Source organism: Streptomyces wedmorensis (assembly GCF_000716445.1).
Classification (GTDB): Bacteria; Actinomycetota; Actinomycetes; order Streptomycetales; family Streptomycetaceae; genus Streptomyces; species Streptomyces wedmorensis.
In genome coordinates this window covers 1-14,870 of sequence record NZ_JNWK01000078.1, presented here as the reverse complement: position 1 = coordinate 14,870, position 14,870 = coordinate 1, and the positions used below count along the sequence as shown (strand labels likewise).

Below are 14,870 nucleotides of genomic sequence, written 5' to 3'. Positions count from 1 at the left end.
GACCACCGGCTCCGCACCCGCTCAGGGTCGCCGAACGCTGCCGCCGACGTCCTCCGCGACCCCCCGCACCCGGGGCCGCGCCTGGTACGCCCGGGGCGTCTCGCCCGTCCAGCGCCGGAACGCCCGGTGGAAGGCGCTGGGTTCGGAGAAACCGAGCCGGCGGGAGAGCCGCTCGATGGAGACCCTGCCGCCGGCCAGTTCGGCGATGGCGTGATCCCGCCGCACCTGGTCACGGAGCCGCTGGTACGTCGTTCCCTCGGCGGCCAGTTGGCGCCGGAGTGTCTGCGGGCTGACGGACAGGCGGTCGGCGAGCTCCTCGGGCGTCGGCACCGGTCCGGCGGGCAGCGCCCTCCCGATCAGGTGCCGCACGCGGCCGGTCGCCGTGGTGCCGTAGTCGGCGCAGACGAGCACGTCGACCGGGGCCCGGCGGAGGAACACCTTGAGCGCCGCCGCGTCCCGCAGCACGGGCTCGTCCAGGTCGGCCCGGTCGAAGACGGCGGCGGTGCGCCCCGCACCGAAGACCCGGGGCGCACCGAACAGGAGGTCGTACTCCCCGGCGTGGCGGGGCTCGGGGTGGGCGAACTCGACCCGCCGCAGCCCGACCCGGCGCCGGATGAGCCAGCCGGCGAAGCGGTGCGCGACGAGCACGGTGGACTCCGCGCCGAAGTGGAGCGGGTCGTCGTACGCGGAGACGTCGAACTCCAGGCGGGCCTCGTCGGGTTCGCCGCCGTCTCCCGGTCCGGGCTCCACCAGCCGGAAGCGCGGTCCGGCGGGGAAGAGGGAGTAGAACGTCTGGCAGCGCCGGAGCGCCTCGCGCAGGTCCCGGCTGCCGTGGACCGCGACGTGCGCCATCATCGCGAAGGTGCCGACCTTGCTGGGCGCTCCGCCGAAGCCGATCAGCTCGTCGTCGAGCGTGGCCCACAGCATCCTGACGAGCCGGCCGAACTCCTCGGCCGGCACGCGCGCGCGTGGCTCGTCGGCGAGGGTGGAGGGCAGTCCGGCGCGGGCGAGAAGCGATGCCACGGCCACCCCGCGCCGCTCCGCGCCGAGGAGCACGGCCCGTACGTGGTGGGCACTGACCGAGTGCGTCGGCATGCGTGTGACCCCCGTCCCGGCGGCGCCCGCCCCGGGTTCGCCGGAGCTGGACACTTTCATCGAAGGATGTCCAAGTTCCGACACTCTACTGGGAACTGTAAGGCAGCCGAAGACGCCATCCCGTGAACGGGACACAGCTCACAGCCGTACCGTCGTGGCCGACACCTGTGCACCGAGGGAAGTGGGGCAGTACATGAGCGGAGTGGCACGCCGGACGGTCGTCGCGGCGGCGGGCAGCGCGGGCCTGGCGGCGGCGCTCGCCGCCTGCGGGGGCGGCGCGGACGACAAGAACACGGCACCGGAGGGCGGCGGCGCCCTCGCACGGACCGGGGACATCCCGGTGGGCGGCGGGAAGGTACTGGCCGACAAGGGCGTGGTGATCACCCAGCCGAAGGCCGGCGAGTTCAAGGCCTTCTCCTCGAAGTGCACGCACGCGGGCTGCGCCGTGGGCAGCGTCCAGGACGGCGTCATCGTCTGCCCGTGCCACCAGAGCAAGTTCGACGCCTCGGACGGCAGCGTGAAGTCCGGCCCGGCGACCGCCTCCCTCCCGCCGACCCCGATCCAGGTGGTCGGCGAGGAGATCAGCTTCGGCTGACGGCGCCGCCGGGCGTCACCGGCCGGTCGCGCCGCTGCCGGGACATCAGTCCCCGGCGGCGCCGCCGCCGGGGCCCCCCGAACCGCGGCGCGCCTTCCAGCAGTCCAGCACCTCGTCCGTCGTGGTGATCGTGGCGACGAGGGCGAGGGTGTGACGGATCATCGCGGGGGTGTAGTCGGCCGGCACCCCCGCGACGGCGTCCGCGGGCACGACCACCGTGTAGCCGAGGTTCACGGCGTCGAACACCGCGTTGGGCACGGCCACGTTCGCGGAGACGCCGGTGACGATCAGCGTCCGGCAGCCGAGGTTGCGGAGCAGGGCGTCCACGTCGGTGCCGGCGAGCGGTGAGAGCCCGTGGAGGCGCCGGACCACGAGGTCCTCCTCGGCGACCTCGATCGGTTCGGCGATCCGTACCGCCGCACTGCCGCTGAGCTGCTGGACGGGCAGCCGGCCGGCGGCCCGGAACAGCCGGGCGTTGCTGTTGGCGCCCCGCCCGTCGGGGCGGCGCTCGGCGACGGCGTGCATGACCTGGACGTCCGCCCGGTGGGCGGCGGCGACCAGCCGGGCGACGTTCTCCAGCGCGCCCGATCCACGGGCGGCGGCGGCCAGTTCGGGCAGTGCGCCGTCCGGACCCACGACTCCCTGCTGGCATTCGACGGTGAGCAGGACGACGCCGCCGTCCGGACGGATCCGCTCCCCGAGCCGTTCTGTCGGACTCTGACCCATGGTCTCCCCTTGCACACGCGCGGATGGCCCTCCATGCTTTCTGACGTCTCATCAGAAATCCAGAAGGGTGCGGACGATGACCGTCACACAGCGCCGTGGACGCCGGATCATGATGACCCCGGCCGAGCTCGACTCCTTCCTCGCCGAACAGCGCACCTGCCGGGTCGCCACCGTCTCCGCCGACGGCCGCCCGCACGTGAGCGCGCTCTGGTTCGCCTGGGACGGGACCTCACTGTGGCTCTACTCGATCACCCACAGCCGCCGCTGGGCGGAACTGCGCGCCGACCCGAGGATCGCCGTGGTGGTCGACGACGGCGAGGAGTACGGCGATCTCCGCGGGGTGGAGCTCTCGGGTACGGCCGTCTTCGTCGGCGAGGCCCCGCGCACCGGCGAGCCCTGCCCTGAACTCGACGCCCCCGAGCAGCTCTTCGCCGCCAAGAACTTCGGCCTGGACACCATGCCCCACGACGGCCGCCACGCCTGGCTCCGCCTGACCCCCGACGCGATCGCCTCCTGGGACTTCCGCAAACTCGCCGACCTCTGACCGTCGAAGAACCACGAGCCACGAGCACGAGGGGCGAGCGCGACGGACGAACACGGCGGACGGACACAACGGGCGAGCGCGACGGACCAGCACGGCGGACGGACACAACGGGCGAGCGCGACGGCGCCGCTCCGCGTCCGGCTAGGGCCTGTCCGGCGGATCAGGGCCGGACAGGCCCTAGCTGCCGAGCGGTTCGGCCGCGGCACGCAGCGCCGCGACGACCGCCCGTACGGACGGACGGCGGCCGGCGTCGGCGCGCCAGGTGGCGTAGATGTGCCGCCGCACCTTCTGCCGTACGGGCACGAAGACGACCCCATCCGGCACCGGACGGCCGAGCCGCGGCGTGACGCACACGCCGAGTCCTGCCGCGACGAGGGCCAGCTGTGTGTGGTGCTCCCCCGCCAGGTGCCCGATGCGCGGCTCGATGCCCTGCGAGCGCAGCGTGAACATCAGCCAGTCGTGGCAGAACTCGCCCTCCGGCCAGGACACCCACTCCTCGTCGGCGAAGTCCTCCAGGTCCACCGCCTCACGGCCGGCCAGTGGGTGCCCGGCGGGCAGGGCCACGTCGGCGGAGTCGTCGAGGAGGTGGGCTCGCTCCAGACCGCCGGGCACGGGGGCCCGCTTGTTGCTCCAGTCCAGGACGAGGGCGAGGTCGGCGTCTCCGCGCAGCACCGCGCGCACCCCCTGCTCGGGCTCCAGCTCCGTCGTGCGGACCCGCAGCTCGGGGTGCCCCTCGCGCAGGGCGGCGAGGGCGGCCGGGAAGAGGCCCCGGGCCGCCGTCGGGAAGGCGGCGACCCTCACCTCGCCGACCACCTGGCCCCGCTGGGCCTCGATGTCGGCCTGGGCCATCTGGACCTGGGACAGGATGCGGGCGGCGTGCTCCGCGAGCAGCAGACCGGCGTCGGTGAGCCGCACGCCCCGGCCGTTCTTGGCCAGCAGCTGCTGCCCGACCTCGCGCTCCAGCTTGGACAGCTGCTGCGAGACGGCCGAGGTCGTGACGTGCAGGCCGTCGGCCGCGCCGCTGACCGAACCGTGCCGGGCGACGGCGTCGAGGGTGCGCAGGCGCTCCAGGTTCAACATGTAAGCGATACTAAGGGAAGGGGTCGAGGAAATCTCGCTTGTCCTAAGACATCGGGACCGTCACCCTGAGTGCATGAGCCCCGCATCCCCGTCCTCCGCCCGCACCTCACGTCTGCTCGACTGGCGCGTCCGCTTCGGCGCGCTCGCACTGATCTGGGGCTTCAGTTTCCTCTTCATCAAGGTCGGTACGGAGGGCTTCGCACCGTTCCAGGTCACCTTCGGGCGGCTCCTGTTCGGTACGGCGGTCCTCGTCGTCGCCCTCGTCGTGAAGCGCGACCGCCTTCCGCGCGGCGCCCGCGTCTGGGGCCACCTCACGGTCGCGGCCCTCCTCCTCAACGCCCTGCCGTTCTCCCTCTTCGCGTACGCGGAGTTGACGATCCCCTCGACCCTGGCGGGCATCTGCAACGCGACGACGCCCCTCTGGGGCATGCTGCTGTCCCTCGTCGCCCTCTCCGAGGACCGCCCGACCCGGGTCCGCGCGGCCGGCCTGGGCATCGGCTTCATCGGAGTGCTCACGGTCCTCGGCGCCTGGCAGGGCTTCTCCGGCCTCGACGTGACCGGCACCGCCCTCGCCCTCCTCGCCTCCTTCAGCTACGCCGTCGGCTGGATCTACGTCCGCCGGACCCTCGCCGACACCGGTGTCTCCCACCTCTCCCTCGCCACCTCCCAGGTCGGCCTCGCCACCCTTCAACTGGCCGTCGTCACGCCCCTGTTCACGTCCCTCCCGGCATCGGTCGAGCCCCTCCCCCTCCTCGCCGTGATCGCCCTCGGCGCACTCGGCACGGGCTACGCGATGCTGCTCCAGTACGGCGTCGTCGCCGAGGTCGGCCCCACGACCGCCTCGATGGTCACGTACTTCATCCCCGTCATCGCCACCACCGCCGGCGTCGCCCTCCTCGACGAACACCTCACCTGGAACACCCCCCTCGGCGCCGTCATCGTCCTCGCCGGCGCCGCCCTCACCCAATCCCGCCCCACCCGCACCCGCACCACCCCCACACCCCTCACCCACCCCGTCGCGGGCAATCGCTCCGCCGGGGCGGAACGGGTGGGCACAACGGACGGCGCCCGCGTCTAGGGCCTGTCCGGCCCTGACCCGTCGGACAGGCCCCAGGCCTCCGCACCCGAACCCGCACCCGGTGCGCACCGGGCTGTGGGTGAGGAGGACCACCGGCGAAGCCGCACGGCCTCCTCACCCGTAGCTCCGCGCCGGGACCCCCCTCGCCCCCCTCGCGATCGCGTCCGCCAGCCCCTCCACGTCCGACACCGCGAGCCCGGACACCGTCACCCGCACCGCCGGTCCCGCGTTCATCCGGAACCGCGCGCCGGGTGCGACGGCCCAGCCGTCGGAGAGGAGCCGCGCCACGGCGCCGGTCTCGTCGGCGACGGGGATCCAGACGTTCATGCCGCTGCGGCCGTGTGCGGTGACGCCGCGTCGGGCGAGGGCGCGGACGAGGGCGTCGCGGCGGCTGCCGTAGGAGCGGGCGACGACGGCGGGATCGACGGCGGAGGCGGCCCAGAGGTGGGCGACGGCGCGTTGGAGGAGGCGGCTGACCCAGCCGGGGCCGAGCTGCTGGCGGCCGAGCACGCGGTCGACGGTCTCGGCGTCGCCGGTGAAGGCGGCGATGCGGAGGTCGGGGCCGTAGGCCTTGGCGACGGACCGGACGAGGACCCAGTGGTCGGTGACGCCGGCCAGCGGGTGCAGGGGCTGGGCGACGATGCCGTGCCCGTGGTCGTCCTCGATGAGCAGGACGTCGGGGTGGGCGGCGAGGACGCGGCGCAGGGCCCGCGCCCGGTCCGCCGTGACGCACGCACCGGTGGGGTTCTGCGCCCGGTCGGTGACGATCACCGCGCGGGCCCCGTCCTGCCGGATCGCGCGTTCGACCTCGTCGGGCAGCGGCCCCTCGTCGTCGACGGCGACCGGCACCGGGCGCAGTCCGAGCGCGGGCACCAGGTCGAGGAGGCTGCCCCAGCCGGGGTCCTCGACGGCGACGGCGTCGCCGGGCCTGAGGCGGGCGGCGAGGACGCGCTCGACGGCGTCGAGGGAGCCGGAGGCGACGCCGATGGGGCCGTCGGGGACGCCGTCCGCGTCGAAGGCCGCGCGGGCGAGCCGCGCGAACCCCTCGTCGACCGGGGCCTCCCCGTACAGCCCGGGGTGTTCGGCGTATCCCCGCGCGACCTCGGCGAACGCCTCGCCGAGCGGTGGCAGCAGGGCGGGGTCGGGGCTGCCGTTGCTCACGTCCCGGCCCCCGGCGGGCGCGTCCACGCGGATCGAGCCGCGCGCGGTCGTGGCGGGCCGTGGCCGCACCCGGCTGCCGCGACGACCGTCCGTCTCGATGACACCGCGCTCGCGCAGGGTGCGGTAAGCGGCGGCGACCGTGTTCGGGTTCACTCCGAGCGTCTGCGCCAACTCCCGCATGGGCGGGAGGAGTCGGCCGGGTTCCAGGGCACCCGTGCCGACCCCTCGCTCGACGCTGGCGGCGATGTCCGATGCGCGGCGACCTTCGATCCGATACTCTCCTAGCACAAACGAGATTATGCACTAGTGCAATGGAGTTCGCAATGACCGCCGCCGCCGACACCTACGCGCCGACCGACCGGACCGTGCCCACCCGCTCCCGGGAGCGGGCCTCGTACGACAAGGCCCTGGTCCACTCGATACTCGACGAGGCGTACGTCTGCCACCTCGGCTTCGTCCGCGACGGCGCGCCGGTCGTCCTCCCGACGCTCTACGGCCGGGTCGGCGACCGGCTCTACGTCCACGGCTCCACCGGCTCGCGCCCGCTGCGCACCGCGGGTGACGGAGTGAAGGCTCCCGGTCTGCCCGTGTGCCTCACCGTGACCCACGTCGACGGCCTGGTCCTCGCCCGCTCCGCGTTCCACCACTCCCTCAACTACCGCTCGGTCGTCGTGCACGGCACCGCCCACCAGGTGACGGACCCGGAGGAGCTGCGCACCGCCCTCGACGCCCTCGTCGACCACGTCGTCCCGGGCCGCTCCGCCGACTCGCGGCCGGGGAACGCCAAGGAGCTCGCCGCCACCGCCGTGATCCGGCTGGACCTGGACGAGGTCTCGGCGAAGGTCCGCACCGGCGGCCCCAACGACGACCCGGAGGACCTCGGCCTTCCGTACTGGTCCGGCGTGATCCCCGTACAGACCGGCCACGGCGCGCCGATCCCCTCCGACGACCTCGACCCGGCCGTCGCCCTGCCCGACTACCTCGCCGCGCTCTGAGGACGGACCGACGATGCTGATCCATCCCTGGGACGCCGCCCACGACGAGGGCGAGTGGCGCGCGTGGCTCTCCCGCCACGACTTCGGCCAGCTCGCCGTGAACGGCCTGCCCGGCGACCCGCCGTGGGTCCAGCCGATGCACTTCCGGTACGACTCCGAGCCCGGCCCGCACGGTCGCGTGCTGGCCCATCTCGCCCGCCCCAACCCCCTGTGGCGCGCCCTCGAAGCGAACCCGGCGGTGCTCCTGAGCGTGGTCGACGACTACGTCTTCGTACCGGGCCCGTGGACGGCTCCCGAGGGCGCGCCGAGCGAGCACGGCACCCCGACCTCGTACTACGCGGCCGTCCAGCTGCGCTGCACCGCACGCGTGGTCGACGACCCGGCGGAGAAGGCCGAGCTCCTCAACCGTCAGGTCGCCCACTTCCAGCCGGACGGCGGCACCGTGCCCGTCGCACCGGGCGAGGCACCGTTCGGCCGCATGCTCCCGGGGATCCGGGTGCTGGACCTGGAGGTCACCGAGGTACGGGCCAAGTTCAAGTACGCCGGCAACAAGCCTCGGGACGTCCAGGACCGCGTCGCCGACCGTCTCGCCGAGCGCGCCGGCCCGGGCGACCACGCCGCCCGCTCCCACCAGCTCCGCCGCCGCACCACCGGCTGACGCCGCCCGGACCACCGGACCGGACCGCGACACCGGACCGGACCGCGACGACCGGTCCCGACCACGACGACCGGTCCCGACCGGAACATCCGGCCGGACGGCCGCACCGCCGCATCCACCCGGACCGGGGCGCGGGCCACCAGGCCCGCGCCCCGCCGCCGTACGCGCACGCGCACTAGACCGCGACGGCGGCCTCCCTCCTGCGTTCCGCCACCGCCGTCCGGGCCTCCGCGAACGCGAGGCCGGTGACGGCGGCGAGGAGCAGCAGCGTCCCGAGGACGATCGCGGCGGTGAGCTCCTCGCCGAGCAGGGAGACGGCGATCAGGGCCGCGCTCACCGGCTCCAGGAGCATGATCACGGAGACGGTGGCGGCCCGGACGACGGCCGCCCCGGCGAAGTACAGCGCGTACGCGAGCGCCGTGGGCACCGCCGCCACGTAGACCAGCAGGAGCACCACGCTCACGGGCGCGTCCGTGTGCGGTACGAGCCCCTCGGCGAGCGCCGCGGGCAGCAGCCCGACGGCCCCGATCGCGAAGGCCCAGGTGGTGGTCGCCAGGGCGTCCGTACCGCCGCCGTCCCTGCCGAGCCACCGGGTGAGCAGGGTGATCGCCGCGTATCCGGCCGCCGAGACGACCGCGAGGGCGACGCCCAGCGGCCTGACTTCCGCCGCGCCACCGCCGAGGACGAGTACGGCGAGCCCGGCCAGCGCCCCGGCGACGGCGGCGATCCCGCCGCGGCCGAGGCGTTCTCCCATGGCGAGGCGGGCGCCGACCGCGATGAGGACGGGGCCCGCGCCGAGGGTGACGACCGTGCCGACCGCGAGACCGGTCGCCTGGACGGCGGCGAAGTACGCGCTCTGGAAGACGGTGAGTCCGATGCCCGTACCGAGGACGCGGGCCGTCCGCCGGCCTCGCGACTCGCCGGCGGTGCGGGCCGCGACCCGTCGCGGCCGCAGCGCGAGCGCGCCGAGCAGAAGGACGAGGCCGCCGACGCAACGCCAGAACGAGAGGGCCAGCGGGCCCATGTCGCTGATCCGGAAGATCAGCGACGCCGCGGCACCGGCCGTGCCCCAGGCGATCCCGGCGACGATCAGATAGAGGAGGCTCCGCCCGACGGACAGGGCGGATTCCGAGGAGTTCGACACGTGACTTCTCCGTGGAAGACAGGAGGGAAAGGTGGTCGCTGGGCTCCGCGCGCGGGCAGCGACGAACCGCTCGGGGGCGAGGAACGCCCAGCCGAGCCCGGTCTTCGTCGAGGAGTGTCTCCGCGCGCTAGGCGGCGGGAGGCGGAAGCACGGTCGCATGCATGGTCGGCACCCTATGGGGCGGTCCGGCCGGCCGACAACTCCGGTCCGACCACGTCACCGGCCTCGGCGACGGCCCCCGTCCCGCCCGCGTCCCCGCCGGGCCCGGCAACGCCCCCGGCTCCCGCCCCCGCGGCGGAGCCCGCCACGGGCGCGGACGCAGGCGCCTTCGGCGTCGACGACTGAGCGATGAAGGCGCCGACGAGAACCACCGCACCGCCGATGATCTGCGGGGCCTCCAGGTGCTCGCCGAGCAGGACCCAGGCCAGGACCGTCGCGATGACGGCCTCCAGACAGGCCACCACGCCCGCCACCTGCGGGGACAGCCGGCGCACCGAGATGACGCCGGTGACGTACGCGAGGACGGTCGCGATCAGCACGATCCAGCCGAGCAGCAGCCAGGCGGGCACGCTGCTGCCGTTCATGTCTGCGCGGCCGCCGAGGAGCGCCCAGTCCATGCCCCACGGGCGGGCCACGACGGTGAGGACGAGCGCGCCGATGAGCAGGCCGTACGCGATGACGCCGAGCGGGTCGGCCTGCCCGGCCTCGTCGGAGCCCTGGTCGGAGAGGACGAAGTAGCCGACCTGGCAGCAGGCGGCGGCGAGCGCGAGGAGCAGGCCGAGGAGGTCGAAGCTCAGCCCGGACCAGATCTGGACGACGCAGGCGAGACCGCCGGCGGCGAGGATCACGCCGACGGCGGCGGCGCGGGTGACCGGGCGGCGCTGGACGAACCGGACCCAGCCCAGGACGAGGGCGGGCGCGAGGTATTCGATGAGCAGGGCGACCCCGACCGGAATCCGGGAGATCGAGGCGAAGTAGAAGGCCTGGACACCGGCGACGGCGAGCAGGCCGAAGCCCACGAGCAGGGCGGGTTTGCGACGCAGCAGGTCCCGGTGGCGCCACGCCACGGGCAGCATGACGAGCGCGGCGCCGGTGACCCGGAGCCACACCACATGGAGCGGGTCGAGTCCCGCCTCGATGAGCGGCTTCGCAGCCACTCCTGAACCACCGAATGCGAAGGCCGAGGCCAGGGCGAGTCCCAGGCCTGCGCTTCTCCCCTGAGACGCGTACATCCGGCCATGATGACAGGACGCCGTCAGGTGCGTAACCCCCGTTACACCTGTTGAGACGGCTCCTCGCCGCGCGTATCGGCACGACCGTCCGCGAGGGCGTCCGCGGGGGCACCCACGCGGACGCCGACAGGGGGCTCGGCGCGCGGATCGATCCGGGTCCCGGCACGGACATCGGCACGGGTCCGGGCGCGCGGATCGACACACATCTCGGCACTGACATCGACACGGATCTCGGCGCGCGGATCGATGGGGTCCTCCGCTCGCGGATCGGTGCGGATCTCGACTCGCGGTTCGACACCGCGCTCGGCGCGGCCGTCGATCCCGGCGGCCAGCGCGACCGGGTCCACTCCCGCGCGGCGCAGCACTTCGACGGCGCGGCTCTCCGGGTCGGCGGCCATCACCGCGAGCAGGTCGAGGCCGCGGACGCGGTCCTCGCCGCGCCCGACGGCCCGACGGAAGGCACCTTCCAGGGCGGCGGCGGCCGCGGGCGACCAGCCGGAGGCCCGGGCGCCCTGCGGTTCGGCGCCGCGTACGGCGGGGAGCAGGCGCCCGGAAGCGGAGTCCTCGACCGAGCGCTGCCAGCGCAGGCCGTACCCGATGGACCGCTGGGCCAGGTAGCCGAGGACCCGGGCGAGCCGGCGGCCGTCCTCGAACGCCGCGCCGGCCTCGGGGTCCGACTCGACGAGCGCGTGGAGGAGGTGCGCGGTGTCGATCTGGCGGTCCCCGTCCCGGAGCGCTCTGCGGCGGGCGCCCGTCACGACCGCCTCGAGCGACGGCGTCAGGAAGGACGCGAGCTCCGCGCGCAGCGCGACGGACTGCCGGAGGGGCTGAGGGAACGGGACGGGAAGGTGCACCCTCCCACCTCATCAGGCGGAGGGGGCCGGAGCATCACCGGGGAGAAGCATGTCCGCATCCCACCGGAGTTGGGCACGGGTGCGCGGTTCCTCCTCCTTACGGATGAGATCGCGCCCACCGCCCCCGAAGGGCGCGCGCCGCCTTGCTTCGCGCCCCTGTTGCAACCACGGGCCCCGCCCCGCACGTCTTCCGGTCGTGTTCTGGATGGTGGCCCTGCTCGCGCTGGACGGGCGGCAGTACGTGTACCGGGTGTACGCACCCCGGGAAGCGCTGCCGGCCGATCTGTTCTGGGCCGCGTTCCACTGCCACGAGGAGGACGGGGCGCCCCGCGCGTCCGACAGCTTCGACGCCTCGGAGATCTGGTGGATCGGCGACGGGGCGGGTCCGGCCGCCGCAGAACTGACGGTTCATCAGTATTGAATGTTCACGGCCACCCCGCTACGTTCCGCGACACCGGAACCCAGTTGGCACGCGTGAAGGGGTGGTCTCATGGCCGAAGTCAGCGCGGAGGCACGGATCGAGGCGCCGGCGGGGAAGGTCTGGGCGCAGCTCACCGACTTCGCCTCGTACGGCGAGTGGAACGCCACCCACACCAACTTCCCGAACGGCGGCCCCGCCTCCCTGGAAGCGGGCGCCACCTTCACGGAGAACATGAAGCTCATGGGCTTCCCGGCCGAGGTCCTCTGGACGGTCGAGGAGCTGGAGTCCGAGCGGGCCTTCGCCATCAAGGGCAAGGGCCCGATGGGCGTCATCGTCGCCACCCGCTACTCACTGGCGGCCGACGGCGACGCGACGACCGTGCGGATCGACGGCGAGTTCACCGGTGCGGCGGTCTCCCTGATGGCGGGCAAGCTGAAGGACTCGGCGACGGCGGCACTGACCGAGTCCCTGCGCAAGCTGTCGGGCCTCGTCGTCTGACCCGTACGACCGGAAGGGCCCCGCAGCACACCGCTGCGGGGCCCTTCACCGTCACGCCCATCCGTCGGACGCCCTTCCGCACCCGTACGAACGTCAGCGCACCGGTCAGTGCTCGTCGGCCAGGATCAGGTACAGCTTCTTGCGGGCCTCGTTGATCACGCCGACCGCCTTCTGGCGCTGCTCGGGAGTGCCGGTCTTCCAGACCTGCCCGAACGCCTCCATCAGACCGAAGCCGGCCTGCCGGATCTCGTTCACGGCCTCCCAGTCGACACCGCGCCCCGCCTCCTCCCACGGAGCCTCCGGGCCTTCCTCGGCCTCGGCGCGCCCCGCGTCGGTCAGCGTGAACAGCTTCTTGCCGCCCTCGCTCGCACTGCTGATCAGCCCCTCGTCCTCCAGCATCTGGAGGGTCGGGTAGACGGAACCCGGACTGGGCCTCCACGCCCCGTCACTGCGCTCGCCGATCTCGCGGATCATCTCGTACCCGTGCATCGACCGGTCCTTCAGCAGAGCCAGGATCGAGGCCCGCACGTCACCGCGCCGCGCCCTCCCCCGGCCTCCACCGCGCCCCCGCCCGCCGAAGCCGCCCCCGAAGGGACCGCCCCCGTAGCCGGGACCGAAGGGGCCGAACGCCGCCCGCCGCCCTTCGAAGTCCCCCCGGAACGCGGGTCCGCAGCCCCCACGCCCGGCCCCGTGTCCGTTTCCGTGCTCGTGTCCATGTGAACGCATCGCAACGCTCCTTCCATCGGGATTCATCGTCGAACTGTCGCGATGCCTCGACGATATATCGGAACTGTTCGTCGAGCAATAACCGTGCGATCGGATTCGACCGAGTCCTCGATGCGGCACGGGATGGCACCGCATGGCACTGGATGGCGCTACATGGCGCCATCCAGCGCCATACGGTGCCACCAAGCCCCCTGCGACACCACCGACACGCTCGTCACTTCCAGACCATTTCTGCAGGTCAGGGGCGAATGACAAGGTCGGCGCCACCGAGGACGCCATCAAGGCTTGCGCGTGGCGCCACGGTGGTGCCATGATGGCGTCATGGACCTCACCCCGTATGTCGACACCCTCCGCCGCGAACTCGCGGTGGCCGCCGAAGCCGGCGGCGAGGAGGCCCGCGAGCTGGCCGACAGGCTGACCGCTCCCCTGGAGTCGGCGGCCCGACTGACCATGCTCAACGTGCTGTCCGCGGCGACGGACGAGATCACTCGCGAGCTCGCCCCCGGATCCGTCGACGTACGACTGCGGGGTCTCGACCCCGACTTCGTCGTGACACTGCCGCCCAACGGCGCCGCCGCCTCCACCGAACCCGCCGCATCCGCCGAACCGCTCCCCGCCCCGGCTCCCGCCGAAGGCGACGAGGGCGGCACGGCCCGCGTGAACCTGCGCCTACCGGCCCACCTCAAGGTCCGCGCCGAGGAGGCCGCGGCCCGCGAAGGCCTGTCGGTCAACGCATGGCTGGTGCGCGCCGTGTCGGCGGCGGTCGACGGCGGCGCCCGGCCGCGTACGCCGGAGAAGGCCCGGACCGTCGGACAGACCTTCACCGGATGGGTGCGCTAGGGCCTGTCCGGCCCTGATCCGCCGGGCAGGCCCCAGGCGCCTGATCGACACGACACCGCCCAGGGGCGCAGGCCCCTGACTCCACCGGCCCGCACCACTTCACCCACACCGCGTCCCACCAGCGGGGACGATCCGAAGACCCAAGAGGACGGGACAGCCATGCCTTCTTTCGACACTCCCGAACCGATCTCGGCCACGGCGCGCGTGGACGCCGGCTCCATCCAGTTCACCGCGGGCGACCGCCCCGACACCGTCGTCGAGGTGCGGCCCCGCGACCCGAAGAAGGACCAGGACGTCCGCGCGGCGGACCAGACCGAGGTCTCGTACGCGAGCGGCACCCTGACCATCAAGACGCCCAAGCAGCGCTACCTCGTGGGACGCACCGGCACGGTCGACGTGACGGTCGAACTCCCCACCGGCTCGAACGTCGACCTGACCGGCGCCTGGGCCCAGGTGATCGGCGAGGGGCGGCTCGGCGAGGTACGGGTGAAGACCTCCGCCGGTGACGTCCGCCTCGACACCACCGGCCCGCTGCACCTGACCGCGGCGCACGGTTCGATCACCGTGGACCGGGTCGAGGGCAAGGCCGAGATCACGACCAGCTCGGGCAGCCTGCGCGTCGGCCTCGTCGACGGCCCCGCCGTCCTGAAGAACTCGCACGGCACCACGACCGTCGGCACCGCGACCGGCGACCTGCGGGTGAGCGGCGCCAACGGCGACATCGACATCACACGCGCCGGCGGCTCGGTCGTCGCCACCACCGCGCACGGCACCCTGCGCTTGGGCGAAGTCACCCGCGGCAAGGTGCAGTTGGAGACCGCCTACGGCGCCATCGAGGTCGGCATCCGCGAGGGCACCGCCGCCTGGCTCGACGTCAACTCCGGCTCCGGCCAGGTACGCAACTCCCTCACCGCGTCCGGGAGCCCGGCGGAGACCGAGGACACCGTCGAGGTCCGGGCCCGCACCCGCCACGGCAACATCGACATCCGCCGCGCCCGCGGCTGACCCCGGCCGCACCGGCCCTTCACCCCCTCGCTCCTTCGCCCCCTTCACCCCTTCGAAACAGGAGGGCTCCATGCCTTCGTCTGTCATGTCCACACCCAAAAGCGCCGACAGTCCCCAGTCGCACCCCGCCATCGCGGCGAACGGACTGCGCAAGTCCTACGGCGAGAAGACCGTCCTCGACGGGATCGACCTGACCGTCCCGGAGGGCACCGTGTTCG

16 protein-coding genes and 2 pseudogenes are annotated in these 14,870 nt (G+C 73.5%); 10 read left to right on the top strand and 8 right to left on the bottom strand.

All coding sequences use genetic code 11. From position 1 onward, the window contains the following. Positions 1-21: 21 nt before the first annotated feature. Positions 22-1,095 (bottom strand): AraC family transcriptional regulator, encoded by a 1,074-nt coding sequence (locus tag OO54_RS36940; RefSeq protein ID WP_033211371.1) that lies wholly within the window; start codon positions 1,093-1,095, stop codon positions 22-24. 193 nt (positions 1,096-1,288) lie between these two features. Between OO54_RS36940 and OO54_RS36935 the strand changes: the two genes are divergently transcribed. Beyond that, positions 1,289-1,690 (top strand): Rieske (2Fe-2S) protein, encoded by a 402-nt coding sequence (locus tag OO54_RS36935; protein ID WP_033211357.1) that lies wholly within the window; start codon positions 1,289-1,291, stop codon positions 1,688-1,690. Between the two features lie 45 nt (positions 1,691-1,735). Here the strand turns inward: OO54_RS36935 and OO54_RS36930 are convergent, their stop codons facing one another. Further along, positions 1,736-2,416: a cysteine hydrolase family protein gene (locus OO54_RS36930; protein WP_033211356.1), complete on the bottom strand. Its 681-nt coding sequence runs from the start codon at positions 2,414-2,416 to the stop codon at positions 1,736-1,738. Positions 2,417-2,492: 76 nt separating this feature from the next. On the opposite strand from OO54_RS36930, the gene OO54_RS36925 reads away from it, so the two are divergent. Continuing rightward, the gene (locus tag OO54_RS36925) at positions 2,493-2,960 is read left to right on the top strand and encodes a pyridoxamine 5'-phosphate oxidase family protein (RefSeq protein ID WP_033211355.1); all 468 of its coding nucleotides are present in this window, start codon (positions 2,493-2,495) and stop codon (positions 2,958-2,960) included. A gap of 177 nt (positions 2,961-3,137) precedes the next feature. Here the strand turns inward: OO54_RS36925 and OO54_RS36920 are convergent, their stop codons facing one another. Further along, the gene (locus OO54_RS36920) at positions 3,138-4,040 is read right to left on the bottom strand and encodes a LysR family transcriptional regulator (RefSeq protein WP_017241510.1); all 903 of its coding nucleotides are present in this window, start codon (positions 4,038-4,040) and stop codon (positions 3,138-3,140) included. A 73-nt stretch (positions 4,041-4,113) separates the two neighbouring features. Here OO54_RS36920 and OO54_RS36915 point away from each other — a divergent pair, with 73 nt between their 5' ends. Continuing rightward, positions 4,114-5,118: a DMT family transporter gene (locus tag OO54_RS36915; protein WP_033211354.1), complete on the top strand. Its 1,005-nt coding sequence runs from the start codon at positions 4,114-4,116 to the stop codon at positions 5,116-5,118. 114 nt (positions 5,119-5,232) lie between these two features. On the opposite strand, the gene OO54_RS36910 is transcribed toward OO54_RS36915, so the two are convergent. Continuing rightward, positions 5,233-6,567: an aminotransferase class I/II-fold pyridoxal phosphate-dependent enzyme gene (locus OO54_RS36910; protein ID WP_078905549.1), complete on the bottom strand. Its 1,335-nt coding sequence runs from the start codon at positions 6,565-6,567 to the stop codon at positions 5,233-5,235. A gap of 23 nt (positions 6,568-6,590) precedes the next feature. Here OO54_RS36910 and OO54_RS36905 point away from each other — a divergent pair, with 23 nt between their 5' ends. Continuing rightward, on the top strand, positions 6,591-7,274 hold the full coding sequence (locus OO54_RS36905; protein ID WP_234439270.1) for a pyridoxamine 5'-phosphate oxidase family protein: 684 nt from the start codon (positions 6,591-6,593) through the stop codon (positions 7,272-7,274). Positions 7,275-7,287: 13 nt separating this feature from the next. Beyond that, the gene (locus OO54_RS36900; protein WP_033211351.1) at positions 7,288-7,932 is read left to right on the top strand and encodes an FMN-binding negative transcriptional regulator; all 645 of its coding nucleotides are present in this window, start codon (positions 7,288-7,290) and stop codon (positions 7,930-7,932) included. A 175-nt stretch (positions 7,933-8,107) separates the two neighbouring features. On the opposite strand, the gene OO54_RS36895 is transcribed toward OO54_RS36900, so the two are convergent. From OO54_RS36895 to OO54_RS36885, 3 genes and pseudogenes are all read right to left on the bottom strand, one after another. After that, entirely contained in the window at positions 8,108-9,076 is a 969-nt protein-coding gene (locus OO54_RS36895; RefSeq protein ID WP_033211350.1) for a DMT family transporter, read from the bottom strand. 173 nt (positions 9,077-9,249) lie between these two features. Continuing rightward, positions 9,250-10,308, bottom strand: coding sequence for an EamA family transporter (locus OO54_RS36890; protein ID WP_033211349.1), 1,059 nt, complete (start codon positions 10,306-10,308; stop codon positions 9,250-9,252). A 308-nt stretch (positions 10,309-10,616) separates the two neighbouring features. Beyond that, a pseudogene (locus tag OO54_RS36885) lies at positions 10,617-11,162 on the bottom strand (Clp protease N-terminal domain-containing protein); the annotation flags it as partial. 196 nt (positions 11,163-11,358) lie between these two features. On the opposite strand from OO54_RS36885, the gene OO54_RS36880 reads away from it, so the two are divergent. Together OO54_RS36880 and OO54_RS36875 are read left to right on the top strand one after the other, a co-directional pair. Next, positions 11,359-11,583: a hypothetical protein gene (locus tag OO54_RS36880; RefSeq protein ID WP_017241517.1), complete on the top strand. Its 225-nt coding sequence runs from the start codon at positions 11,359-11,361 to the stop codon at positions 11,581-11,583. Positions 11,584-11,652: 69 nt separating this feature from the next. After that, complete coding sequence (locus tag OO54_RS36875) at positions 11,653-12,081, top strand: type II toxin-antitoxin system Rv0910 family toxin (RefSeq protein WP_033211348.1); 429 nt, start codon at positions 11,653-11,655, stop codon at positions 12,079-12,081. Positions 12,082-12,186: 105 nt separating this feature from the next. Here OO54_RS36875 and OO54_RS36870 read toward each other — a convergent pair whose 3' ends face one another. After that, positions 12,187-12,807, bottom strand: coding sequence for a PadR family transcriptional regulator (locus OO54_RS36870; protein WP_078905548.1), 621 nt, complete (start codon positions 12,805-12,807; stop codon positions 12,187-12,189). A 321-nt stretch (positions 12,808-13,128) separates the two neighbouring features. Between OO54_RS36870 and OO54_RS36865 the strand changes: the two genes are divergently transcribed. The 3 genes and pseudogenes from OO54_RS36865 to OO54_RS47900 all read left to right on the top strand — a co-directional run. After that, complete coding sequence (locus OO54_RS36865) at positions 13,129-13,647, top strand: histidine kinase (RefSeq protein ID WP_033211346.1); 519 nt, start codon at positions 13,129-13,131, stop codon at positions 13,645-13,647. Positions 13,648-13,806: 159 nt separating this feature from the next. Continuing rightward, complete coding sequence (locus tag OO54_RS36860) at positions 13,807-14,652, top strand: DUF4097 family beta strand repeat-containing protein (RefSeq protein WP_033211345.1); 846 nt, start codon at positions 13,807-13,809, stop codon at positions 14,650-14,652. A gap of 70 nt (positions 14,653-14,722) precedes the next feature. Then, positions 14,723-14,870 (top strand): annotated as a pseudogene (locus OO54_RS47900) (ABC transporter); the annotation flags it as partial.